The organism is Geodermatophilus africanus (genome assembly GCF_900107105.1).
GTDB lineage: Bacteria > Actinomycetota > Actinomycetes > Mycobacteriales > Geodermatophilaceae > Geodermatophilus > Geodermatophilus africanus.
In genome coordinates this window covers 13,451-31,431 of record NZ_FNOT01000028.1, presented here as the reverse complement: position 1 = coordinate 31,431, position 17,981 = coordinate 13,451, and the positions used below count along the sequence as shown (strand labels likewise).

At 69.1% G+C, this 17,981-nt stretch carries 15 protein-coding genes, 5 pseudogenes and 1 other annotated feature; of the genes and pseudogenes, 11 read left to right on the top strand and 9 right to left on the bottom strand.

The features are described from left to right. Together BLW63_RS24850 and BLW63_RS24845 are read left to right on the top strand one after the other, a co-directional pair. On the top strand, window positions 1–716 hold a 716-nt coding region (locus BLW63_RS24850), incomplete at its 5' end, for an SIMPL domain-containing protein (RefSeq protein WP_211517292.1). 223 nt (window positions 717–939) lie between these two features. Continuing rightward, window positions 940–1,734: a class I SAM-dependent methyltransferase gene (locus tag BLW63_RS24845; RefSeq protein ID WP_091162187.1), complete on the top strand. Its 795-nt coding sequence runs from the start codon at window positions 940–942 to the stop codon at window positions 1,732–1,734. Between the two features lie 101 nt (window positions 1,735–1,835). Here the strand turns inward: BLW63_RS24845 and BLW63_RS28340 are convergent, their stop codons facing one another. Further along, the gene (locus tag BLW63_RS28340) at window positions 1,836–1,973 is read right to left on the bottom strand and encodes a hypothetical protein (RefSeq protein WP_244522795.1); all 138 of its coding nucleotides are present in this window, start codon (window positions 1,971–1,973) and stop codon (window positions 1,836–1,838) included. Between the two features lie 97 nt (window positions 1,974–2,070). Beyond that, window positions 2,071–2,304 (bottom strand): annotated as a pseudogene (locus BLW63_RS29155) (response regulator transcription factor); the annotation flags it as partial. A gap of 641 nt (window positions 2,305–2,945) precedes the next feature. Between BLW63_RS29155 and BLW63_RS29150 the strand changes: the two are divergent. From BLW63_RS29150 to BLW63_RS29145, 3 genes and pseudogenes are all read left to right on the top strand, one after another. Then, window positions 2,946–3,395 (top strand): annotated as a pseudogene (locus BLW63_RS29150) (toll/interleukin-1 receptor domain-containing protein); the annotation flags it as partial. 202 nt (window positions 3,396–3,597) lie between these two features. Continuing rightward, entirely contained in the window at window positions 3,598–5,916 is a 2,319-nt protein-coding gene (locus tag BLW63_RS24830) for a WD40 repeat domain-containing protein (RefSeq protein ID WP_244522793.1), read from the top strand. A gap of 33 nt (window positions 5,917–5,949) precedes the next feature. After that, window positions 5,950–6,228 (top strand): hypothetical protein, encoded by a 279-nt coding sequence (locus tag BLW63_RS29145; protein ID WP_091162180.1) that lies wholly within the window; start codon window positions 5,950–5,952, stop codon window positions 6,226–6,228. Between the two features lie 256 nt (window positions 6,229–6,484). Here BLW63_RS29145 and BLW63_RS28325 read toward each other — a convergent pair whose 3' ends face one another. The 3 genes and pseudogenes from BLW63_RS28325 to BLW63_RS29140 all read right to left on the bottom strand — a co-directional run. Then, a complete protein-coding gene (locus BLW63_RS28325) occupies window positions 6,485–6,919 on the bottom strand; it encodes an IS3 family transposase (RefSeq protein WP_139263795.1) in 435 nt (144 codons plus the stop codon). Then, window positions 6,919–7,122, bottom strand: coding sequence for a hypothetical protein (locus BLW63_RS28320; protein ID WP_091162175.1), 204 nt, complete (start codon window positions 7,120–7,122; stop codon window positions 6,919–6,921). The genes BLW63_RS28325 and BLW63_RS28320 overlap by 1 nt, the downstream gene beginning before the upstream one ends. A 37-nt stretch (window positions 7,123–7,159) precedes the next feature. Beyond that, window positions 7,160–7,222: pseudogene (locus BLW63_RS29140) on the bottom strand (hypothetical protein); the annotation flags it as partial. A 144-nt stretch (window positions 7,223–7,366) separates the two neighbouring features. Between BLW63_RS29140 and BLW63_RS26445 the strand changes: the two are divergent. Then, window positions 7,367–7,824: pseudogene (locus BLW63_RS26445) on the top strand (IS3-like element ISMyma3 family transposase); the annotation flags it as partial. 926 nt (window positions 7,825–8,750) lie between these two features. On the opposite strand, the gene BLW63_RS24800 reads toward BLW63_RS26445, so the two are convergent. Beyond that, a complete protein-coding gene (locus BLW63_RS24800; protein ID WP_170856962.1) occupies window positions 8,751–9,725 on the bottom strand; it encodes a toll/interleukin-1 receptor domain-containing protein in 975 nt (324 codons plus the stop codon). Window positions 9,726–10,098: 373 nt separating this feature from the next. Continuing rightward, window positions 10,099–10,392, bottom strand: coding sequence for a hypothetical protein (locus tag BLW63_RS24795; RefSeq protein ID WP_139263793.1), 294 nt, complete (start codon window positions 10,390–10,392; stop codon window positions 10,099–10,101). Between the two features lie 311 nt (window positions 10,393–10,703). Here BLW63_RS24795 and BLW63_RS24790 point away from each other — a divergent pair. Continuing rightward, window positions 10,704–11,162 (top strand): annotated as a pseudogene (locus tag BLW63_RS24790) (transposase); the annotation flags it as partial. 223 nt (window positions 11,163–11,385) lie between these two features. Here BLW63_RS24790 and BLW63_RS24785 read toward each other — a convergent pair. Beyond that, window positions 11,386–12,735, bottom strand: coding sequence for a toll/interleukin-1 receptor domain-containing protein (locus BLW63_RS24785; protein ID WP_091162163.1), 1,350 nt, complete (start codon window positions 12,733–12,735; stop codon window positions 11,386–11,388). 235 nt (window positions 12,736–12,970) lie between these two features. Here BLW63_RS24785 and BLW63_RS24780 point away from each other — a divergent pair, with 235 nt between their 5' ends. The 3 genes from BLW63_RS24780 to BLW63_RS24770 all read left to right on the top strand — a co-directional run bounded on the left by BLW63_RS24780 (window position 12,971) and on the right by BLW63_RS24770 (window position 14,848). Beyond that, on the top strand, window positions 12,971–13,717 hold the full coding sequence (locus BLW63_RS24780; protein ID WP_139263791.1) for a hypothetical protein: 747 nt from the start codon (window positions 12,971–12,973) through the stop codon (window positions 13,715–13,717). Between the two features lie 106 nt (window positions 13,718–13,823). Then, window positions 13,824–14,324, top strand: coding sequence for a DUF4231 domain-containing protein (locus BLW63_RS24775; RefSeq protein WP_091162157.1), 501 nt, complete (start codon window positions 13,824–13,826; stop codon window positions 14,322–14,324). Then, window positions 14,321–14,848, top strand: a complete 528-nt coding sequence (locus BLW63_RS24770) for an SLATT domain-containing protein (RefSeq protein WP_091162155.1) — start codon at window positions 14,321–14,323, stop codon at window positions 14,846–14,848. The genes BLW63_RS24775 and BLW63_RS24770 overlap by 4 nt, the downstream gene beginning before the upstream one ends. Before the next feature lie 666 nt (window positions 14,849–15,514). Here the strand turns inward: BLW63_RS24770 and BLW63_RS24765 are convergent. Continuing rightward, the gene (locus tag BLW63_RS24765; RefSeq protein WP_342028722.1) at window positions 15,515–16,720 is read right to left on the bottom strand and encodes an NF041680 family putative transposase; all 1,206 of its coding nucleotides are present in this window, start codon (window positions 16,718–16,720) and stop codon (window positions 15,515–15,517) included. Between the two features lie 20 nt (window positions 16,721–16,740). Between BLW63_RS24765 and BLW63_RS24760 the strand changes: the two genes are divergently transcribed. After that, window positions 16,741–17,975, top strand: a protein-coding gene (locus BLW63_RS24760; protein WP_244522791.1) for an IS3 family transposase whose coding sequence is annotated in 2 segments (ribosomal slippage) — window positions 16,741–17,020 and window positions 17,020–17,975 — 1,236 coding nt in all. Because the reading frame shifts where the segments join, the coding sequence is not laid out codon by codon here. After that, window positions 17,019–17,132: a sequence feature (AL1L pseudoknot), on the top strand. Its footprint overlaps the gene before it by 114 nt. Window positions 17,976–17,981: the final 6 nt, after the last annotated feature.

Genomic DNA, 17,981 nt, shown 5'->3' with positions numbered 1-17,981 from the left:
TTCTGCCCTCGCTCGCTGTGGCCGGCCTCGTCGGTGCGGTCGCCGTGGTGGCGCTCCTGAACGTCCCGCAGCAGGTGCGCGCCGCGCCGGCCGATCCGGCCCCGGAGGCCGGCGTGCAGGTCGAGGGGGTCGGTACCGCGAGCGGCAGGCCGGACATCCTGCGGGTCACCATCGGTGTCGAGACCAGCGCCGAGAACGTGGACGAGGCGCTCACGGCGGCTGACGAGGCGGCGCGCCGCGTTCTGGCCGCCCTGCGCGTCGCGGATGTGCCCGAGCGGGACGTGCAGACGGTGAACGTATCGGTGTGGCCGCGGCACGGCCACGAGGGCGAGGAGATCACCGGCTACACGGCTCGCCACGATCTACTCGTCACCCTCCGCAGCGTCGATCAGGCGGGCGAGACAATCGCCGAGGTGGTCGAGGCCGGCGGGAACGCCGCCCGCGTCCAGTCGCTGGCCTACGCGCTCGAGAACGACGAGGCGCAGCAGGAGCAAGCCCGCGCGCAGGCGTTCGCCGACGCCCGGCGCAAGGCCGAGCAGTACGCCGAGCTCGCCGGTCGGGAACTGGGGGACCTGGTGTGGGTGAACGAGCAGGTGACTCCTTCCGGACCGATCCCGTACGCCGCCGACAGCGCGGCCGGCGGCGAGGCGGTGCCCCTCGCGCCTGGGTCGACGACGGTAACCGTGACCGCCGCGGTGCGCTGGTCCCTGCGCTGAGCGCTGTCCGCCCTCGGCCGTGACGGCCGACCCGGCGGGACTGCGCTTCCGGTTAGACATCCCACGGTTCGGGGTGTGCCGCTGCAGGTCTGATGGAGGCTTTCAATCCACCGGAGGATGAGACTCATGGCGGCGTCTTGGGGGCTGCAGGGCAGAGGCAGGCGCGGTCATTTTCCTCCTCGCCGGACGACCCGTGCCATCCTGCCGAGGTCAAGGGGGTCCCATGGCCGACTACGCACTTGCCGTCAGTGACGAAGAGGTCCAGCGGTACCGGTTCATGGCCGAACGCGCCCGCATCGACGAAGCCGGACTTTGGCGCCGCGCCGGAATCGACCCCGGGGCGGTCGTCGCCGACGTCGGCTGCGGCCCAGCCGCCGTATCCGTCGTCATCGCCGACCTCGTGGGGCCGGCCGGTCACGTCATCGCGGTGGAACGCGAGGAGTCGGCCCGAGCCGAGGCGCGGCAAGTCGTTGCCGCGGCGGGCGCCAACAACGTCGAGCTCCTGGCGGGGACCGCCACCGACACCGGCATCCCCGCCGGATCGGTGGACGTCGTGATGATGCGCCATGTCCTCGCGCACAACGGCCCCGACGAACAACCCATCGTCGACCACCTCGCGCATCTCGTCCGGCCGGGCGGCAGCGTTTACCTGGTGGACGCTGACGCGACAGCGTTCCGCATCCTCGATATCGACCCAGACCTGGAGGACTTGACGGAGAACTACCTGGAGCTACATCGACGGCGTGGCAACGACCTGCAGACCGGGCTCCGTCTCGGGCGGCTACTCGGTCGGGCCGGCCTGGACGTGGTGCTGCATGAGGGCCGGTACACGATCGCCAAGATGCCGCCCGGGATGCGTCCACCGGCGTGGGCGGCGCGGGACGCGATGCTTGCGGAGGGAATCGCGTCGGCGGACGACCTGCGGCGCTGGGAGGCCGCATTCGCCCGCATGGACGCCGCGCCGGAGCCGTCGACGCTCTTCGCTCCGGGCTTCATCGCCCTCGGCACCGCCCGTTAGGGCGGCTCACTGCTCGGGCACCAACGGGTGCCCGAGCAGTGACCTACAGGGCCGCCTAACTCGTTGAGCGGCCCCGCGTCACGTCCGGTGTCTTCTCTCGATCAGCGGTTGCGGACCGCCAGCAGGACGCCGGTCACGACGAACCAAACCGGTGCCAGGTAGAGCACGATCCAGCCGACGGGAGGCACCAACAGTCCAACGGCGATCACGACGGCCGACACGCCGAGCCCGCGCAGCATCCGATTCGCGGACCGCGAGGCGTACGCCGCTGAGGGCGGTCGTATGCCTTGGATCGCGGTCAGATCCCGGCGGCCCTGGCGGTCGAGAGATGGCTTCGGCCCGAGTGGATACCTCAAGTTTCGTGAGGATGTTGGAGACGTGGTTGCGCACCGTCTTCTCACTCAGGTCCAGCTGCGCAGCGATCTCGCCGTTGGTGAGTTGATGGGTGAGGAGGAGGATCTCCCGTTCGCGGCTGGACAGCTGGGGGAAGGTCTGCGCCGGGCCTGGGCTTGGCGGCCAGCAGGGCGGTGAGCTTGGCGGCGAGAGGGGCGCCGATGATGGCCTCGCCATCGACGACGCCCTGTAGCGCCCGCAGAATCTCGGCCTTGCGGGCGCCTTGAACATGCCGGACGCCGCGGTCGCTCTTGTACGACACAACGAAATTGGGACGATCAGCCGGACGACGGTGCCGGCGACGTGCTTGGGGCAGCAGCAGTCGCGGACCACTTGATGGTGACCGGATCGCCGGACGCGATTGCGGCGAGATGCTTGGCGGTGAGCCGTTGTCGACGGCCACGTACTGCACTCCAAACTGCTTCGTCGCCGACGCCGAAGGAGTACCAAGGCCGTACTGGAAGCCCAGCAACGTCGTCTTACCGGCCTTGTTGCCGCCCGGGACCAGCATCTTGAGGCCCGAGGCCACCGCCGCCTCGAGGAAGCGGGCGGCCAGCGCGGTCAGGTGCCGAGTGCGACGAGTTTGCCGAGGAGCACGAGGCGATCCACCGCTGCGTGCTGCACCGCTCTCGACGCAGCCAGGACTGTGGGCCGCCAGTGCCAGGTCAAAGTGACGGTTAGGACACGTCTAGACCTGGGTGCTAGCCACCGCCCAAGAACCGTCGTTTCCGGGCGCATCTCCCTCTACCAGCGAGGCCGCAGCGTCACAGGCACGGGTCAATCGATCTGGGGGCAGCCCCCTGCCTGTCGGCGACGGAATGGGTGTATCACCAGGGCTTGACGACGCTCTACTGAGTGGCTTCACGCGGTCCAGGGGGCGGTGTGACTGGGGTGTCGTGGTGGACGCTGTGACTCAGGTGCGTGGCACCGTGGCGCCGTTGGTGCTGGATGCGTTCATTTCCTACGCTCGTCGCGATGCGCCTCGTGTGATGCAGATTGTTGAGGCGGCCAGGGCCCGCGGGCGTGTGATGTGGGTCGATGAAGACAACATTCCACCTGGTGCGCCGTGGCGGACGGAATTGGGCACGGCGATCGAGGCCGCCAACGCCGTCGTCTGCTGCGTTAGTCCTGCCTGGCTGGCTTCGGAGGAGTGTCAGCGCGAGTACCGGCGAGCTATTGAATTGGGCAAGCGGTTGATCCCGGTACTCATGTCAAGGGTCGAGCGGCTTCCGGATGCGCTGGCTGCGCTGCAGTGGATCGATGCCAGCGGCAGCGCGGCCCCCGACTCTGCCGCGTCTGCTGTTCTCGCCGCAATCGACGTTGATACCGAGCGAGTGCGGGAGCACACCCATTGGCTCTCCCGGGCGCTGCGCTGGGACGGGCGCGGCGGGGACCGTTCACTGCTGCTGCGCGGCAGGGATCTGCGTACTGCCGAGGACTGGCTCGCCCGAAGTGGAGCCGCCGTCGCCCGTGCCGCTGCAGACCGACTTCATCGTGGCCAGCCGGCAGGCCGAGCGCAGGCGCCTGCGGACGACGATCGCGGTGACCGTGACGACGCTCATAGTCACAGTCGTCCTTGCGGTGGCGGCGGTCTTCCAATGGAGGGAAGCGGTGAGTCAGCGCAACCAGGCGCAATCCCGGGCGCTCGCCGCAGCCGCGATGTCTCAGTTGGACGTGGACCCCGAGCGCTCGTTGCTGCTGGCCAGGGCTGCGTGGTCGCGGGCCCCCACAGACGAGGCGGTGGCGGCACTGCGGACCTCGGTTGACCGCTCCCGCATCCGGGCCTGGACAACGGCACATTCCGACGCGGTCTCCGGCGTCGCCTGGTCTCCCGATGGAGCCACGGTGATCAGCGCAGGCCGGGACGGGAGCGTTGCCGCATGGGAGGCGGCGACCGGGGCACCGCGTGGCCGGCTCGTGCTCGGCCAAGCCGCGGTCACGTCGCTGAGCGTCGCGGCCGAAGCCTCGGTCGGAGTGGCGGCGGACGACCGCGGTCAAGCGATGCTGTGGGAGCTCGACCACGACACGGGCATGATCACGTCACGCGCCCAACTGGCCAGCTCCGGTGTGACGGCAGTCGTCATCAGCGCCGACGGCCGCGTCGTCGCAGCCGGGATGGCCGATGGCACCGTACGACTGTGGGATGCATCCGGGACCGAGGCCGCCACGGTGCGGTGGAGCGCCTCTTCCGTGGAATCCCTCGCCCTGTCCGCCGACGGCGGGACCCTTCTCCTAGGTACGCAGGACGGCACGGTCATGGTCGGCCCGGCCCAGGCGTCCACACCTGTGCGCTCGGTCCGTCATTCGGCCGCAGTGTTCGCGACGCAGCTGAATAGCGGCGGCTCGGTCATGCTGACCGCGAGCCAAGACGGCGCAGTCAGCTGGTTACGGGTCTCCGATGGGGCAGAACTCACGCGATCCCCCGTTCCCGCGTTCCTGGCAGTCATGGACCCGGCCGGCAGCCACCTCCTGGTCGGGAACGTGGACGGCGGTGTCTACCTGCTCGCGGCCGGCGGTGCACAGACCACGTTGGCTACCCGCGGCCCAATTGGCATCACCGCCGGCTTCACCCCGGACGGGAGCCTGGCGCAGATCGGCCGAACGGACGGTGTCTCCAGGATCTGGAGGGTCAGCGACCAGGAGCCGGTCGTCGACCTGCGCGGCGGTCCCGCGATCCAGCGCGCTGCGCTCTCTCCTGACGGTCTCCGCTTGGTCAGCGGAACTGGCGACGGGGTGATCCGCGTCTGGGCACTGCCCGACCGGCCGCTCATCCTCCCGGCGAGCTCAGAGCCCGGCGTGACGGGAGATGCCACGAGCGTGACCTTCACGGCGGCAGGCGATGAGCTTCTGACCGCGGCACAGGGTGGCCCTGTGCGGGCGTGGGATGCAAGTTCCGCCGCTGAGACTCCGTTGGGCGCCGCCTGCACGACACCGCCCCTCGGCGCACTCTGTCTCGGGTTGAATGTGGCCACCGAGCAGGGGGGCTGGATCACCCGTGCGCGCTACAGCCCGGACGGCACGCTGATCGCCACCAGTGGCCAGAACGGCACCGCCGTCGTCTGGAATGCGGAAAGCGCCGACGAGGTCGCCCGCGCTCCTCAAATCAACGCTCCGATCGACGATCTCGCCTTCTCCGCGGATGGTCAGCTGCTGGCCCTCGGTGACCGCAGTGGGCGGACACGGCTGCTGGAGCCACGGACCGGAGAGGTGCGCGCGGAGCTTAAGGGCGGAGACGCGGCGGTGTATGCGGTCGCGTTCACTCCGGACGGGCATCTGCTGACTGGGGATGAGACGGGCGTCGTGCGCCTGTGGAACATCCCGAATGGAACGAACAGAGTGGTCGGAGCGTCTCTGGACGCGGTGTTCGATCTGGCCGTCGACGATGAAGGACGGATGGCAGCGGCGGCAAGCGATTCCCGGATCATGCTCCTCGACCTGCGCGGCGGTGGACCAGCCCGCACCGTGACGGGGCAAAGCGGCGTCGTCAACGGCATCGCCTTCGCACCGGGTGGTGCGATGCTGATGAGCGGCGGTCAGGATGGCACGGTGCGGGTGTGGGACGTCACCAACGGTCAACTGGCTACGACTTTCCACGTGCCCGGAGGTGACGTCTCTGACATCGCCGTCGATCACACCGGGCGACGGATCGCCGCCGTTTCCAACGGTGGCGACGGCGCAGTTTTTGACTGTGAGGTATGCGGGTCACCCGAGGAGCTCGTCGCACTGGCAGCGCAGCACACGACGCGGGAACTGACCGCCGAGGAGCGAATCACCTTCACGGTTCCCTGAGCGTACTCATCAATACGGCACTTCACAGCGGTTATGTTCCTGGTTACCAGGATCACTCGCGGCTATGATCGTGCGTTCACCGCATCGGGATATATCGGGGTTTCGCCGAGGCCGCCCGGCAGCGATGCCTGGTCAGATTGGCGTGTTCTGCACCTACGCCACACCAGCGGTCGGGCGCTGATCGACCGAAAGCTCCATCTGCCGCGCGCGTGGGTCGACGACCGGGACCGCGCCCGCGCCGCCGGCATCGACGATGCCGTGCCGTTCACCAGCAAGTCCAGCTGGCCCGCCACATGCTCACCCGTGAAGTGACCCCCATCGGCTGAACACGGCCTCGAAGTTGTTGGTGACCTATCCCGAACAGCACCGCCCCGGGGCTTCACGGCCAGGCGGGGCGGATTCGCGGGCGGCTTCACCGCGACGCCGTCTCGGTCAAATCCTCGAGGCGCTCGCCGATCGCTTCGTGCAGCGCTTGGAGCCGGTCGACGTCGTGGCGGTTCCGCCTCCAGTCCCGGAATAGTGAGTCGATGCGCCGCGCCCGCTGGTCCTCCTGCGGGAGTACCGGTTCCTACAGGTCGGCGGTGACCGACTCTGTCTGGCCGCGTCCGCCGACACAACTGCCGTCCCGACGGCGGTACTGCTCGAGGTGGGTGACGCCACGGCGGCTGCGGACACGGACCGAGATGAACGGGCCGTCGGCGCGGACAACGGTGCCGATGGTGTGCAGCGGCCGGCTGACGCCCTTGAGCCCCGCGCGCTGCATCAGCAGCTCGACGGTTCCGTGCGCGACGACCAGGCCGCGACCGAGGGTCAGCTCGGCGTGCACCCGCCGGAAGCCGTAGGTGCCGCGGGAGAGGGTATGGACCTCGCGGATGGCGTCGGTGAGCAGCGCGTGGCGGATGCTGCGTGCCGAGGGTGCGCGAGTGTTCCACTCGTAGTAGCCCGACGCCGACACGCCCAGGACCCGGGCGGCCAGCTGCACCGAGTGGCCCTCATCTGCCATCACCGCGATGGCCTCGAACCGCCTTTTGGGGGCACCACCTTCCCCAGCAGCTCGGAGGCCCGCCGATGCACGGCCAGCTCGGCCTCCAAGGCGGCGATCCGCTGCTTGGCGGCCGCCAGTTCGGACAGCTCCCCGGAGGTCAGCCCCGGCTCCAGTCCCTTGTCGATGCGGTCCTGCCGGCGCCAGGTGTAGATCGTTTTCACTGATGCCCAGCGCCTTGGCCACGTCGGCGACCGGCCGGCCGGACTCGACCAGGTCCAGCACCTTGCGGCGGAACTCCGCCGGATATCCACGCCGCCCCATGCGGCCCTCCCCGGGACTCGGGAGGCCTCAGAATCCAGTAACCCGACTCCGGGAAACAGGGGGCACACCACTCCAGTCCTTGAGGAGGATGGAGTCGTGGCAGATCGAAGCGTCCGGTATCCGCAGGAGCTGCGGGAGCGGGCGGTGCGCCTGGTCGCCGAGTCCCGGCCGGACCATGCCACCGAGTGGGAGGCGATGCGCTCGGTGGCGCAGAAGCTGGGCATCGGCTCGACCGAGACGGTGCGCAAGTGGGTCCGCAAGGCCGAGGTCGACGCCGGTGTCCGCCCCGGCGTGACCAGCGAGGAGTCCGCCGAGCTGCGCCGGCTGCGGGCGGAGAACCGCGAGCTGCGCCGGGCGAACGAGATCCTCAAGGCGGCGGCGGGTTTCTTCGCGGCCGAGCTAGACCGGCCACAGCGGACCTCGTGAGCGTCATCGAAGCCCACGCCGATCGGCGCACCGACGCTGGGCTGCGCTGGGGTGTCGAGCCGATCCGCCGAGTGCTCACCGAGCACGGAACGCCGATCGCCCCCAGCACCTACTACGACGCCCGCGGCCGCACCTCGGCCCGGGCGGACCGGGACGAGGAGCTCAGGGCCGAGATCTGGATCTATGCAGAGGCGTCAGATTGCGCTTGGCAGTGCCGCAGCCGCTATAGGGGAAGTCGCGACGCTAACTCCGACCATGATCGCTATCAAAATGCAGATGAGGGAAATCAGCCGAACACGGACATTGGAGACGGCTCGGTACGCACGCGTTGTATTCTCGACAGCTAGGGATTGCGCGATCATGCGCCGCTGCGCCCTGATCTCCCAACGGAGGAGAGTCGCGCAGATCGAGAGAATTGCGAGGCTAGACAGTAAGCCAGCGATGGCGGCCCCGAGTGTCTCCGTGGGATTGACCACCAGACCAAAAAGCCCCTCAGACGCCAAAATCGCGAAGAAGAAGATTGCCCACCACAATGCAACCCGACGAATCGCGCGCGACAGCGGCACAGGGTGGTGCGAGGGGCGGTCGGCCGACGGACGTCTCAGGTACCGTCGGGCCGGTCGCGATCGGGGGCGCGGCCGCACCCGATTCGGAAGGGCGGATTCGACCAAATCGATGAGTTGCACTGCATCGGAATGAAACGACATGTGGTCGAGTCGCACGGCTCGGTGCCGCGCGAGACCCCGCACCCTCTCAGGCACATCCTCGGCAGCCGGCATTTCAGCACCGTGAACTAGGACAGGAAGTAGCGTTATGCCACGCCTGAGAGCACTGGATATCCCCACGCCGACAAGGTCGTCGACCTGATCAATCCTGCGGCGGCCGTGATCGTCAGTGCCTGTAAGCCACGTTGGACCAATCACTACGATGAGCACATCACAGTTGCCGACGGCGTCCATTGTGGCGACTACGGCATCCGCACCGGCATCAATCGAGTCGGCCATGAAGACGTGCTCCGGCCCGAACCGTGCACCCAAGAGATTGCCGAGCCGTCCAGCGGAGTGCACCGTTTCATCGCGGTAGCTAACGAAGATGCCACCCATCACCGAATCCCGTAGTCAAGGCGGGCGGTCAAGGCAGGTAGTGCCCTGGCCCCAGTCGTCTCTGGGCCAGGATCGGGCGGGGAGACCACCATCCCGACGCCGAACAAGAGAGAGACCAGCAGGCAGATCATCGCCATTTGTATGATGTGGCGTCGCGAAAGTGCGCGGCGGATGGGCTCAACCTGAGCGTTAACCGGCAACTGGTCGACCAGCAAACGCTGATTTGCAATCTCACTCTGCAGTTTCCATACACACCAGACCAGCCCCGTGGCTAGCACTAACATTGTAGACACGATAGCAAAAGGGCCGTCATCGGAAGGGTTGATAATTGATGCCGGTGCGGTTGCGAGCAGTATGGAAAGTGAGTACGTTCCCCACCACAATCGTTTGCGCCGTTTCACTCGTTTAACCAGGAGCGACCAGATCTCATCGGCGGGGTCGCTGGAGTCGTCTGGCGACGGTGAAGGATTGAGCTGGGAGCGTCGATCCTCCCGCCGAAGTTCTGCCGTAGCGAGAACGCGGTCGAGTAACTGGATGATGCGCTCGGCGTCTGCGGCGAAGCTTGCATGGCGCAGAAGGACGGCGTGCCGCCTCGCTAGATCTTTAAGCCCTTCCGGAAGTCTTGTCGACCCGACCATGGCGGCGCCATCGATAAGAATCGGTATCACTACGATTCGGCGTTCCAGAGCGGCCCGGATCTCAAGGGACACCAAGTCATCTGGCCCGCATATGCGCGGCTGGCCATTCTTGTCTACTGCGAGCCACTTCGAGCCAATTGGCACTAACAGGACATCGCAGGCGGCGATCGCCGTATTGATCCTCCTGATGAAGTCCTGTCCAGGCTCGATATTGTTGACGTCCATGAATACCCGCGCCGAGCCGAATCGATCGACGAGAAGATCGGCCAAGCGACCGGTCGCATCGGCCGTATCCTCTCGCCGATAGCTGATGAAGATCCCGCCTAATCCAGCCATGGCTCCTCCTCGGCAGGAGGCGGCCGAGTATATCGACAAGTGAGGTTTACCACCAGCTCCTGCAGTCGAGATGACGGCCTGATGCATCGGCGCTGGTGGGTGCGGAGTGGATATGGGGAAGGGTTGACTGTCCGTGCGGCTGGGGCACTCACGTCCGGGGCATGTCGGCGTCGGGCTACTACGGGTGGCGGACTCGGGCGCCCTCGGCTCGCAGCATCCGCTTGCGCTGCACACCGATGCGATCAGGGAGATCTACATGCTCTCTGCGGGCCCGGCATCCGCCGGATGTACGCGGAGGTGCCCCTCAGCCGCGGTTTGGTCGTCGCCGGTGGGGCGCTAGAGCTGCTGATGAGGCGGGCCGGGATCAAGGGAGTCACCGGCCGGCCATGTAGGTGCGCTCTCGGCCGGCGCCATCTCGATGGATTTGGGGCGCGTTCCCTATCGGTGAGCAGATCAGGACCGAGGCGAGAATGATGGCGCCGTGGAAGACGGTGCCGTGCTTGTCCTCGGGGTCGCGATGCCGCGTCAGGCGACGAGCTGATTGGGGAGCATGAGCCGCCTCGTCGCGACCGCGAAGCTCCTGCGCGGCGGCGGGCTGCCGTGGCTGCGCGTCGCCGGTGACGGTCTGGCCGCCATCCGGCTCGGTGGGCGCGGCAGGCCTGTCCACCGGCGTGCTCGGGTGCCTGCGGGACAGGCCGGCCGACACCGCGTCCGTGCGCGCGGCTCGACCTCGACGACGGTAGCCTGCTCGAGCCGTGTCTGCGGGCGCTGAAGGCGCACGGACTCGTCCGAGCCTCGGCCTGCCCCGTCGGGTCGCCGCCAGTTGGAGGCAGTGGGCTCACAGCGGTGTGCTGATTGCTTGATGGGTACCGCTGATGGCATGCGGGCGTACTCGATGGATCTGCGTGAGCGGGTCGTCGCCGCAGTCGATGGCGGGATGACCCAGGATCAGGCGGCGGCGATCTTCGGGGTGTCGGCCCCCGCGGCTCCCGCGCCCGCGGGGCGGTGCCGCGCAACCGGGGTGCGGTGACCACGCTGCTCACCGGGCTGAGCCTGGCCGGGATGGTCCCGGCGATGACGGTGGAGGGCGGCACCACCGCGGCGGTGTTCGCCGCCTACCTGGAGCAGGTGCTTCTTCCCTGGCTGCGGCCTGGGCAGGTGGTGGTGGTCGACAACGTCGGCGCGCACAAGCCCGACCGGATGCGCGCCCTGGTCGAGGCCGCCGGCTGCCGACTGGTGTTCCTGCCGGCCTACTCACCGGACCTCTCCCCGGTCGAGGAGGCCGCCAGCTTGATCAAGGCGCTGGTCAAGGCCGCCGGCGCGCGCACCCGAGCGGCACTGGACGCCGCCATCGCTGTGGCCCTGGCCGCGGTCAGTGCCAGCGACGCCGCCGGCTGGTTCACCCACGCCGGCTACCCCACCCCCCAAGCCGCCTGAAAACCGCTGTCAGTACCGGTGCGGACGCATCCAGGCTGGCACGATGAGACGCAGCGACTCCGGGGAAGAGGAGATCGGCCTCTGGCGGGGACAATCTTCACCCCGAGAGCCCACGCCCTCTTCCTCCACCCCGGCCGCGACCAGCAACGACACCAATCAAGACGTCAAACTTGGTTAGTCACCTCACTGATGAAGCCTGTAAGTTTAGCAATCCCAATTCAATCTAGTCCGCATCAATTGAGGCCGGGCGGCCGCCGGCGAGTGCTCCGAGCCAGCCAGCCGCGACATCGGTGGGCAGGCCGAGGTAGGTCTGCAGCCGCTGGAGCCCGAGTCGGATCGACTCGACATCGCGGGGGGACGGTCCCAGGGCGCCAGCCTCACCGAGCAGCGACAGTGCCTCCGCCTCGTCGCCGCGGACGATTGCGGCGCTGGCGAGACTCGCCAGGCTCCACCACGTGCGCTCCCCGGAGCGCCGGATGGCGGCCACCGCCGTCTCGTACGCCGCCTCGGCGGCCTCGCGGTCGCCCAGGGCGAGGCTCAGCTCCCCCACATTGCCCGCCATGTAGTACGAGTCGGTCGAATGCTCCAGCGCGGCCTGATAGGCGTCCCGTGCCGTGCGCAGGTCGCCCTCGTCCGACGTCGCCCGCCACCGCTCCCGGTACAGGCGACCCTTGAGACCGGCGATCTCCGGATTCTCCCGTGGCGCCGTCGGGTCGATGGCCTCGATGCTGTTCAGCGTGGCCAGCGATCGTCCGCGGTCGCCGTCTTGGAGCTGGGCCAGCGCCAGCTTGTGCAGCAGGAAGATGTCCCGGGGGAACAGGCGCAGCGCCAGCTCGAACTGGGCGGCGGCGTTCCGCCCGCGTTTGGCGTCCAGATAGAGCTCGCCCAGCCGGCGGTGCAGCCGCACGTCCAGGGGCACGCGCTCGGCGTCACCGGTCTCGCGGCCAAGGGCCAGCAACAGTGCCCGGTGCACGTGCACCACCTCGGCATGCCGCCCGGCCCGCCGCAGGGCATCCAGCCGATCGCACCACTCCTGGACGCCGCCCTCGTCGAGAGACTGCGGACGGTCCGCCAGCGCCTCCCGGACACCGTCGAGGTAGGTCTTGAGGGCGAGGGTCAACCGGACCTCAAGCTTGTCCGCTGCCGGTTTCTGCCCCCGGCGCCGCCACACCGCCTGCGCGACCCGGCGCACTCCGTCCTCGGACTCCCCCAGCTCGGCCTGCAGATGGCTCAGCGGACCGGCCACGTCCTCCCGATTGACCCGGAACAGCAGCGGCACGATCTGAGGCTGCTGCTCAAGCGCCAGCGCGATGCCATTGACGGCACCCGACTCCCACATCAACCACGGCCGGGACAGCGATTCAGGAGTCAGCACGACCACGGCCATGTCGCAGGAGCGCAGCTTGTCGAGGATCCACCGCTGCCAGTCGGTTCCCGCCTCGATCCCTCCACCTGCGGACACGTCGGAGGAGTAGTCGACCTCGACCTCGTCGAAGACGGTCGTGATCAGGGCGTCCAATGCCCGTGCGAGAGGGGCGTCGGCATGCGCGTGGCTCACGAAGATTCGGATCACGTCGACCCCCCGTCCCCCGAGAACAGCTCCTCAGGAGGATCCTCCTGACGGCCGACGGTGACACCACGGTAGCCGCGCCTCTGCGCCGGGCGGCGGAGAGGGGGCCCGAGGTGGGCCCGAACCACAGGTCCCCCCGAAGTCGAGTTGCCCGCCGATACTCTGCGCGCGGCGGCCGCCTCGAGCGAGGACCACCGCAGGAGGGAGGCGGCATGACCGGGTCTGCGTGGAGGCTGCGATGAGCGGCCAGGCAGCAGCTGGGCCAGGCGCCTCGCTCGGACGAGTTGACGCGGTCGCGGGGCTGCCGACGACGCTAGACCGGTTAGGCATCTTGCGGGGCCGGCCGGTGCTTGCGCTCGTCGGTGGCGCGGCCGGAATGGACGGGATTCACCTCCAGCTCGTGGACGAGGTCTTTCGCTCAGCCGTCATCCCGGTTGTCGACGGCTGTGGAGGGGCCGTGGTCGACGGCGGGACCGATGCGGGGATCATGCGTCTCATCGGCCAGGTCCGTTCGGCCAGCGGTGCCAGCTTTCCGCTCGTGGGGGTAGCCGCCGAGGGAACGGTCGCCGCGGCGAGCGGTGCGCAGCCGAAGGGCGGGGACACGGCAGAGCTCGAGCCGCACCACACGCACGTGATCCTCGTGCCCGGGGACTCCTGGGGTGACGAGTCGCCCTGGCTGGCCGCTGTCGTCTCCGCGATCGCCGGTGGGAAGCCGTCCGCGACGCTGGTCGTCAACGGCGGCGAGATCACCTACGCCGACGTCGAGCGGAGCCTGGCCGGCGGCCGGCCGGTCCTTGTGCTGGCCGGAACGGGGCGCACCGCCGACGCCGTGGCCGCGGCGGCTGCAGGTAAGACAGCCGATCCCCGCGCCGTGCGGCTCGCCGCCTCCCCGCTGACCCGCATCATCGACGTCGGCGACCCCGAGCTGCTCGCACGGACGCTGCAGGCGGTGCTGACGCGGTCGTCCTCCGGTAACCACGCATGACCTGTTGTCGTCGCGTACCCGACATGCTGCCGCGGCCCCGCCCTGCCGAACAATCGGGTGGTCTCTCGGGTGACGCAGGGCAGGGGCGCTCATCACTGGAGGTGCGATGCGACCGCTGATGCTCGTCCGGTTCCCGAAGCTGCGTGCCCCGGCAGCGTCCTGGCCGGTCATCCCCGCCGACAGGCGGGCGCCCTATCCGTCACTGGCCCCGGACTTCCAGGTGCTCGACCGGGAAGTGGCGCCGGCGTTCACCGAGGCGGACCTGGCCGCGCTCCGGCACCAGAACCGCTACCGGCGGCAACAGGTACTCATCCTGCTCGGCTCCGCGGCCCTCACCGGCCTCGGCGGACTGCAGGCCCTCTTCACCGATCAGCGCTGGCCAGGCCTGCTCCTGGCCGTGCTCGGGGTCCTCCTCGCGGCGACCGGCCGGGCCACCCGCGAACTCGACGACCTCAAGGACTACCTGAACGAGCGGGTCAAGGCCGAACGGCTCCGCGCCCTGCACTTCCGCTTCCTGTCCCGAACCGGGCCCTACGCCGGCGCCGACCGGGAGGCCAACCTGCAGCGCGCCGTCGTCGCGATCCAATTCGGCAAGGAGCCCACATGACCGATCCGGACAGGGAATTCCAGGCCCTGTATCACGCGCTCCGAATCGAGGACCAGAAGAAGTACTACGACGACCGCCGCAAGGAGTACGAGGCGGCGCATCGGCAGACCGTCCTCGTCCGCAACGCGCTTCTCGTCCTCGCAGCCCTTGCCAGCGTCGCCGGGCAGTTCACCGATCCCACCATCCGCGGCGCGCTGGCCGTCACCGCGGCCGTGCTGGGGGCCCTGGCCGTCGCCGTCACCGGCTTCGAGGCCCTGATCGGGTTCCCGCGGCTGACGAAGCTGTACACCGACGCCGCCCGCAACCTCGCCGAAGCGGAGATCGACTGGACCACCCGCCTGCTCGACGCACACCTCGAACACGACGTCGACCGCGTGGAGAAGATCTTCACCAGCGAAATCGGCCAATGGGGCCAGCTCGTCTCCGAAGCAGCGGCCGAGGCCGCCAAGACCGCCGAGGGCGTGACCGCCCAGAGCCCCCCGACCACAGTTCAGCCTGAGCCGCCGACGGGCGGCAGCGGCTGACACCATCGTGACCATTGAAGCCACGCCGGCGCGGCTGCCCGGACACTCCAACAGCGTGCGCGCGCAGTCGCATTCGAGCCGTCCAAGGCAGCTCGGTCGGGTGACCATCGCCGAGCCTGCCCGCGTCAGCCACGCCCCTTCTCTGCCCTCAAGGAGGTTGGATCAGCGGGGTGTGACAGCGCCTGGCGCATCCGCTGATCATCACGCCTGCGGGAGAGCCAGGAGGCGGAGCGGGCGATCCTGCGCTGGGCGGCACGAAGCTCCGCCCGCTCGGGCGTCGTGAGGCCCGGCGCAAGGCCCCGGTCGATCCGGTCCTGCCCGCAGCCAGGAGTAGATCGTCTGGTCGCTGATCTCCAGGTCGAAGGCCACCTCGGACACCGTGAACCGCCCCGGGATTGATCGAGGCTTTGGTGTGCCCTGGGCCATCGCGTGGCCCTTCTCTGAGCTTGTCGTTCAACTCCTGCCTTGCTCGGCGGTGGCTCGCGAGACGGTCTTGCCGACGTCGTAGCGGGTGGCGCGATGTCGGTTCCGGCTCCCCGGTGGACGTCCGGGCCCGGAATGGCTCGGTTTCGGTGCACGGGCGGGCAGGGTGATCTCCGCGCGGAGGTGGCGAAACCCGCGTCGGACCCGGGCCGGGGTCAGCCGCTCGGGAGGCAGGGGTCTTTCTCAGGGCCGGCGCAGGTCGGCGGCCAGATGGCGGGCCAGGCGTAGCTGGGTGTGGGCGGCGATGACCAGCCAGGTCCAGCGGTCGGCCGCGGCCGGTGAGCGGATCTTCGGGGCGGTCCAGCCCATCGTCTGCTTGAACAGTCGGAAGGTGTGCTCCAGGTCGAAGCGGCGCAGATAGGCCTGCCAGCACCGGGTCACCTCGTCCTCGGCGTCCGCGGGAGCCGAGGACCACAGCCAGATCGGCTTGGCCTCCCGCTGACCGGGCAGGTGCTCGACGGCCAGCCGGATGAGGGTGCCCTCGACGATCGGCAGGGTGCCGGGGTGGTCGGCCCAGGAGCCGCGGTGGGCCAGCCGGGGGTGCATCCGACCCCAGCTGGTGGCTTCGGCCTTGCCGTAGCGGGCGGTGGCCTTTCGCGTCTGCGCGGTCGGGGCCGGCCAGCTGTCCGAATCGGCCAGCATCATCACCGCCCCGTGCCGGCGCGGCCGGCCCATCGGTCCCGGCCCCTCCACCGGCCGGGGCGGGGTGGCGGCGAGCAGCACCCGGTCGGCGCGAATCCGCCCGACCAGGTGCACCGGTAGGTCGGCCAGGACGAACGCCAGCTGGATCACGTCGTACCCGGCGTCGAGCACCACCATGATCGGCGGGTCACCGGAACGCCAGTAGCCGGCCGCCCGCAGCCGGCCCACGACCGCGCGCAGCTGGGCGGCGGTGGCCACGGTCGCGTCATCGGCCGGGTGAAGCCGCACCACATCCAGCACCGCGGTCCAGCTGGTCGGCCCGCTCTCCAGCGCGGCCACCACCTGGTAGGGCCAGCCCGGGATCCGCTGATCGGCGTTCCGGCCACGGCCCCGCCCGTAGACGTGGCAGAACAGCCGATCCGGGCAGATCGGCGCGTCCGGCCGCAACCACGGCGACCCGTCGACGGCCAGCACGATCCGCCCGCCGAACATCCGCGGCACCGGCAGCGCCGCCAGCTCCGCGCGCAGCCGGTCGGCATGCACCTCTCCGCTGGTCAGAGCGTCGTAGAGGGCGCCGTGCCCGCGGCGATGCTCCGGAACCAGGCACAGCCCGACCAGAGACTGCACCGGTCCCTCGGCGCACAACAGCGCGTCGGTCAGCTCGAACAGCTCATCGGCCCGCCGGCCCAGGCATCGGTACACCTGGCCACGGAAGTGTCCCGTACCGGGTCTGATGGAGGCTCTCAATCCACGTGAGGATGAGAGTCATGGCGGCACCGAGGAAGTACCCGGACGAGCTGCGGGAGCGGGCGGTGCGGCTGGCGGTCGACGCCCGGCGTGACCCGGCGACCCGGACCGGGGCGTTGAAGCGGATCGGCGAGCAGCTGGGCATCAATCCCGAGACGCTGCGCAACTGGGTCATCCAGGCCGAGATCGACGAGGGACACCGGCCCGGCACCACGACCGATGACGCCACCCGGTTGGCCGAGCTCGAGCGGGAGAACCGCGAGCTGCGTCGGGCGAACGCGATCCTGAAGAGCGCGTCGGCTTTCTTCGCGGCGGAGCTCGACCGCCCACAGCGGTGATCGTCGAGTTCATCGACGCGCATCGGGAGGAACACGGGGTCGAGCCGATCTGCGAACAGTTGCAGGTCGCCCCGAGCACCTACTACGCGGCCAAGACCAGACGGCCCTCGGCGCGGTCGGTGACGGATGCGGCGACCACTGCGGTGATCGAGAAGGTGCATGCCGAGAACTTCGGTGTCTACGGCGCCCGGAAGATCCATGCGCAGCTGCATCGGCAAGGCCATCAGGTAGCTCGCTGCACCGTGCAGCGTCTGATGCGCACGGCCGGCCTGCAGGGCCTGAGCCGGGCGAAGGGGCCGCGGACCACGGTCCCGGGATCGGGTCCTGATCTGCGCCCGGATCTGGTCGAGCGCGCGTTCACCGCGACCGGTCCAGACCAGCTATGGGTTGCCGACATCACCTACTGCCGCACGTTCGCCGGCTGGGTCTATGCCGCCTTCGTCATCGACGTCTACTCCCGCCGGGTGGTCGGCTGGCAGCTGTCGAAGTCCTTGCGCACCGACCTGGCACTGGACGCCCTGGAGATGGGCATCTGGACCCGTCGGCGGGTCGGGCGCGACGTCGGCGGCCTGATTCACCACTCGGACAAGGGCGTGCAATACGTCGCCGTGCGGTACACCCAGCGCCTCGCCGAGGCCGGCGCCGTGGCCTCCGTCGGCTCCACCGGCGACAGCTATGACAACGCCCTGGCCGAGGCGTTCAACTCGCTGTTCAAGGCCGAGCTGGTCCGCAACCGCGGGCCGTGGAGAAGCATCGACGAACTCGAAATCGCCGTCGCCGAGTACATCGACTGGTTCAACCACCGGCGCCTGCACGGCGAGATCGGCCTGATCCCACCGGCCGAGCACGAGGACGACTTCTACCGGCACAACCCCGCGGCGACTACCGTCGCCGCGTCAGTTCCGAGCCTCCACTGAACCCGG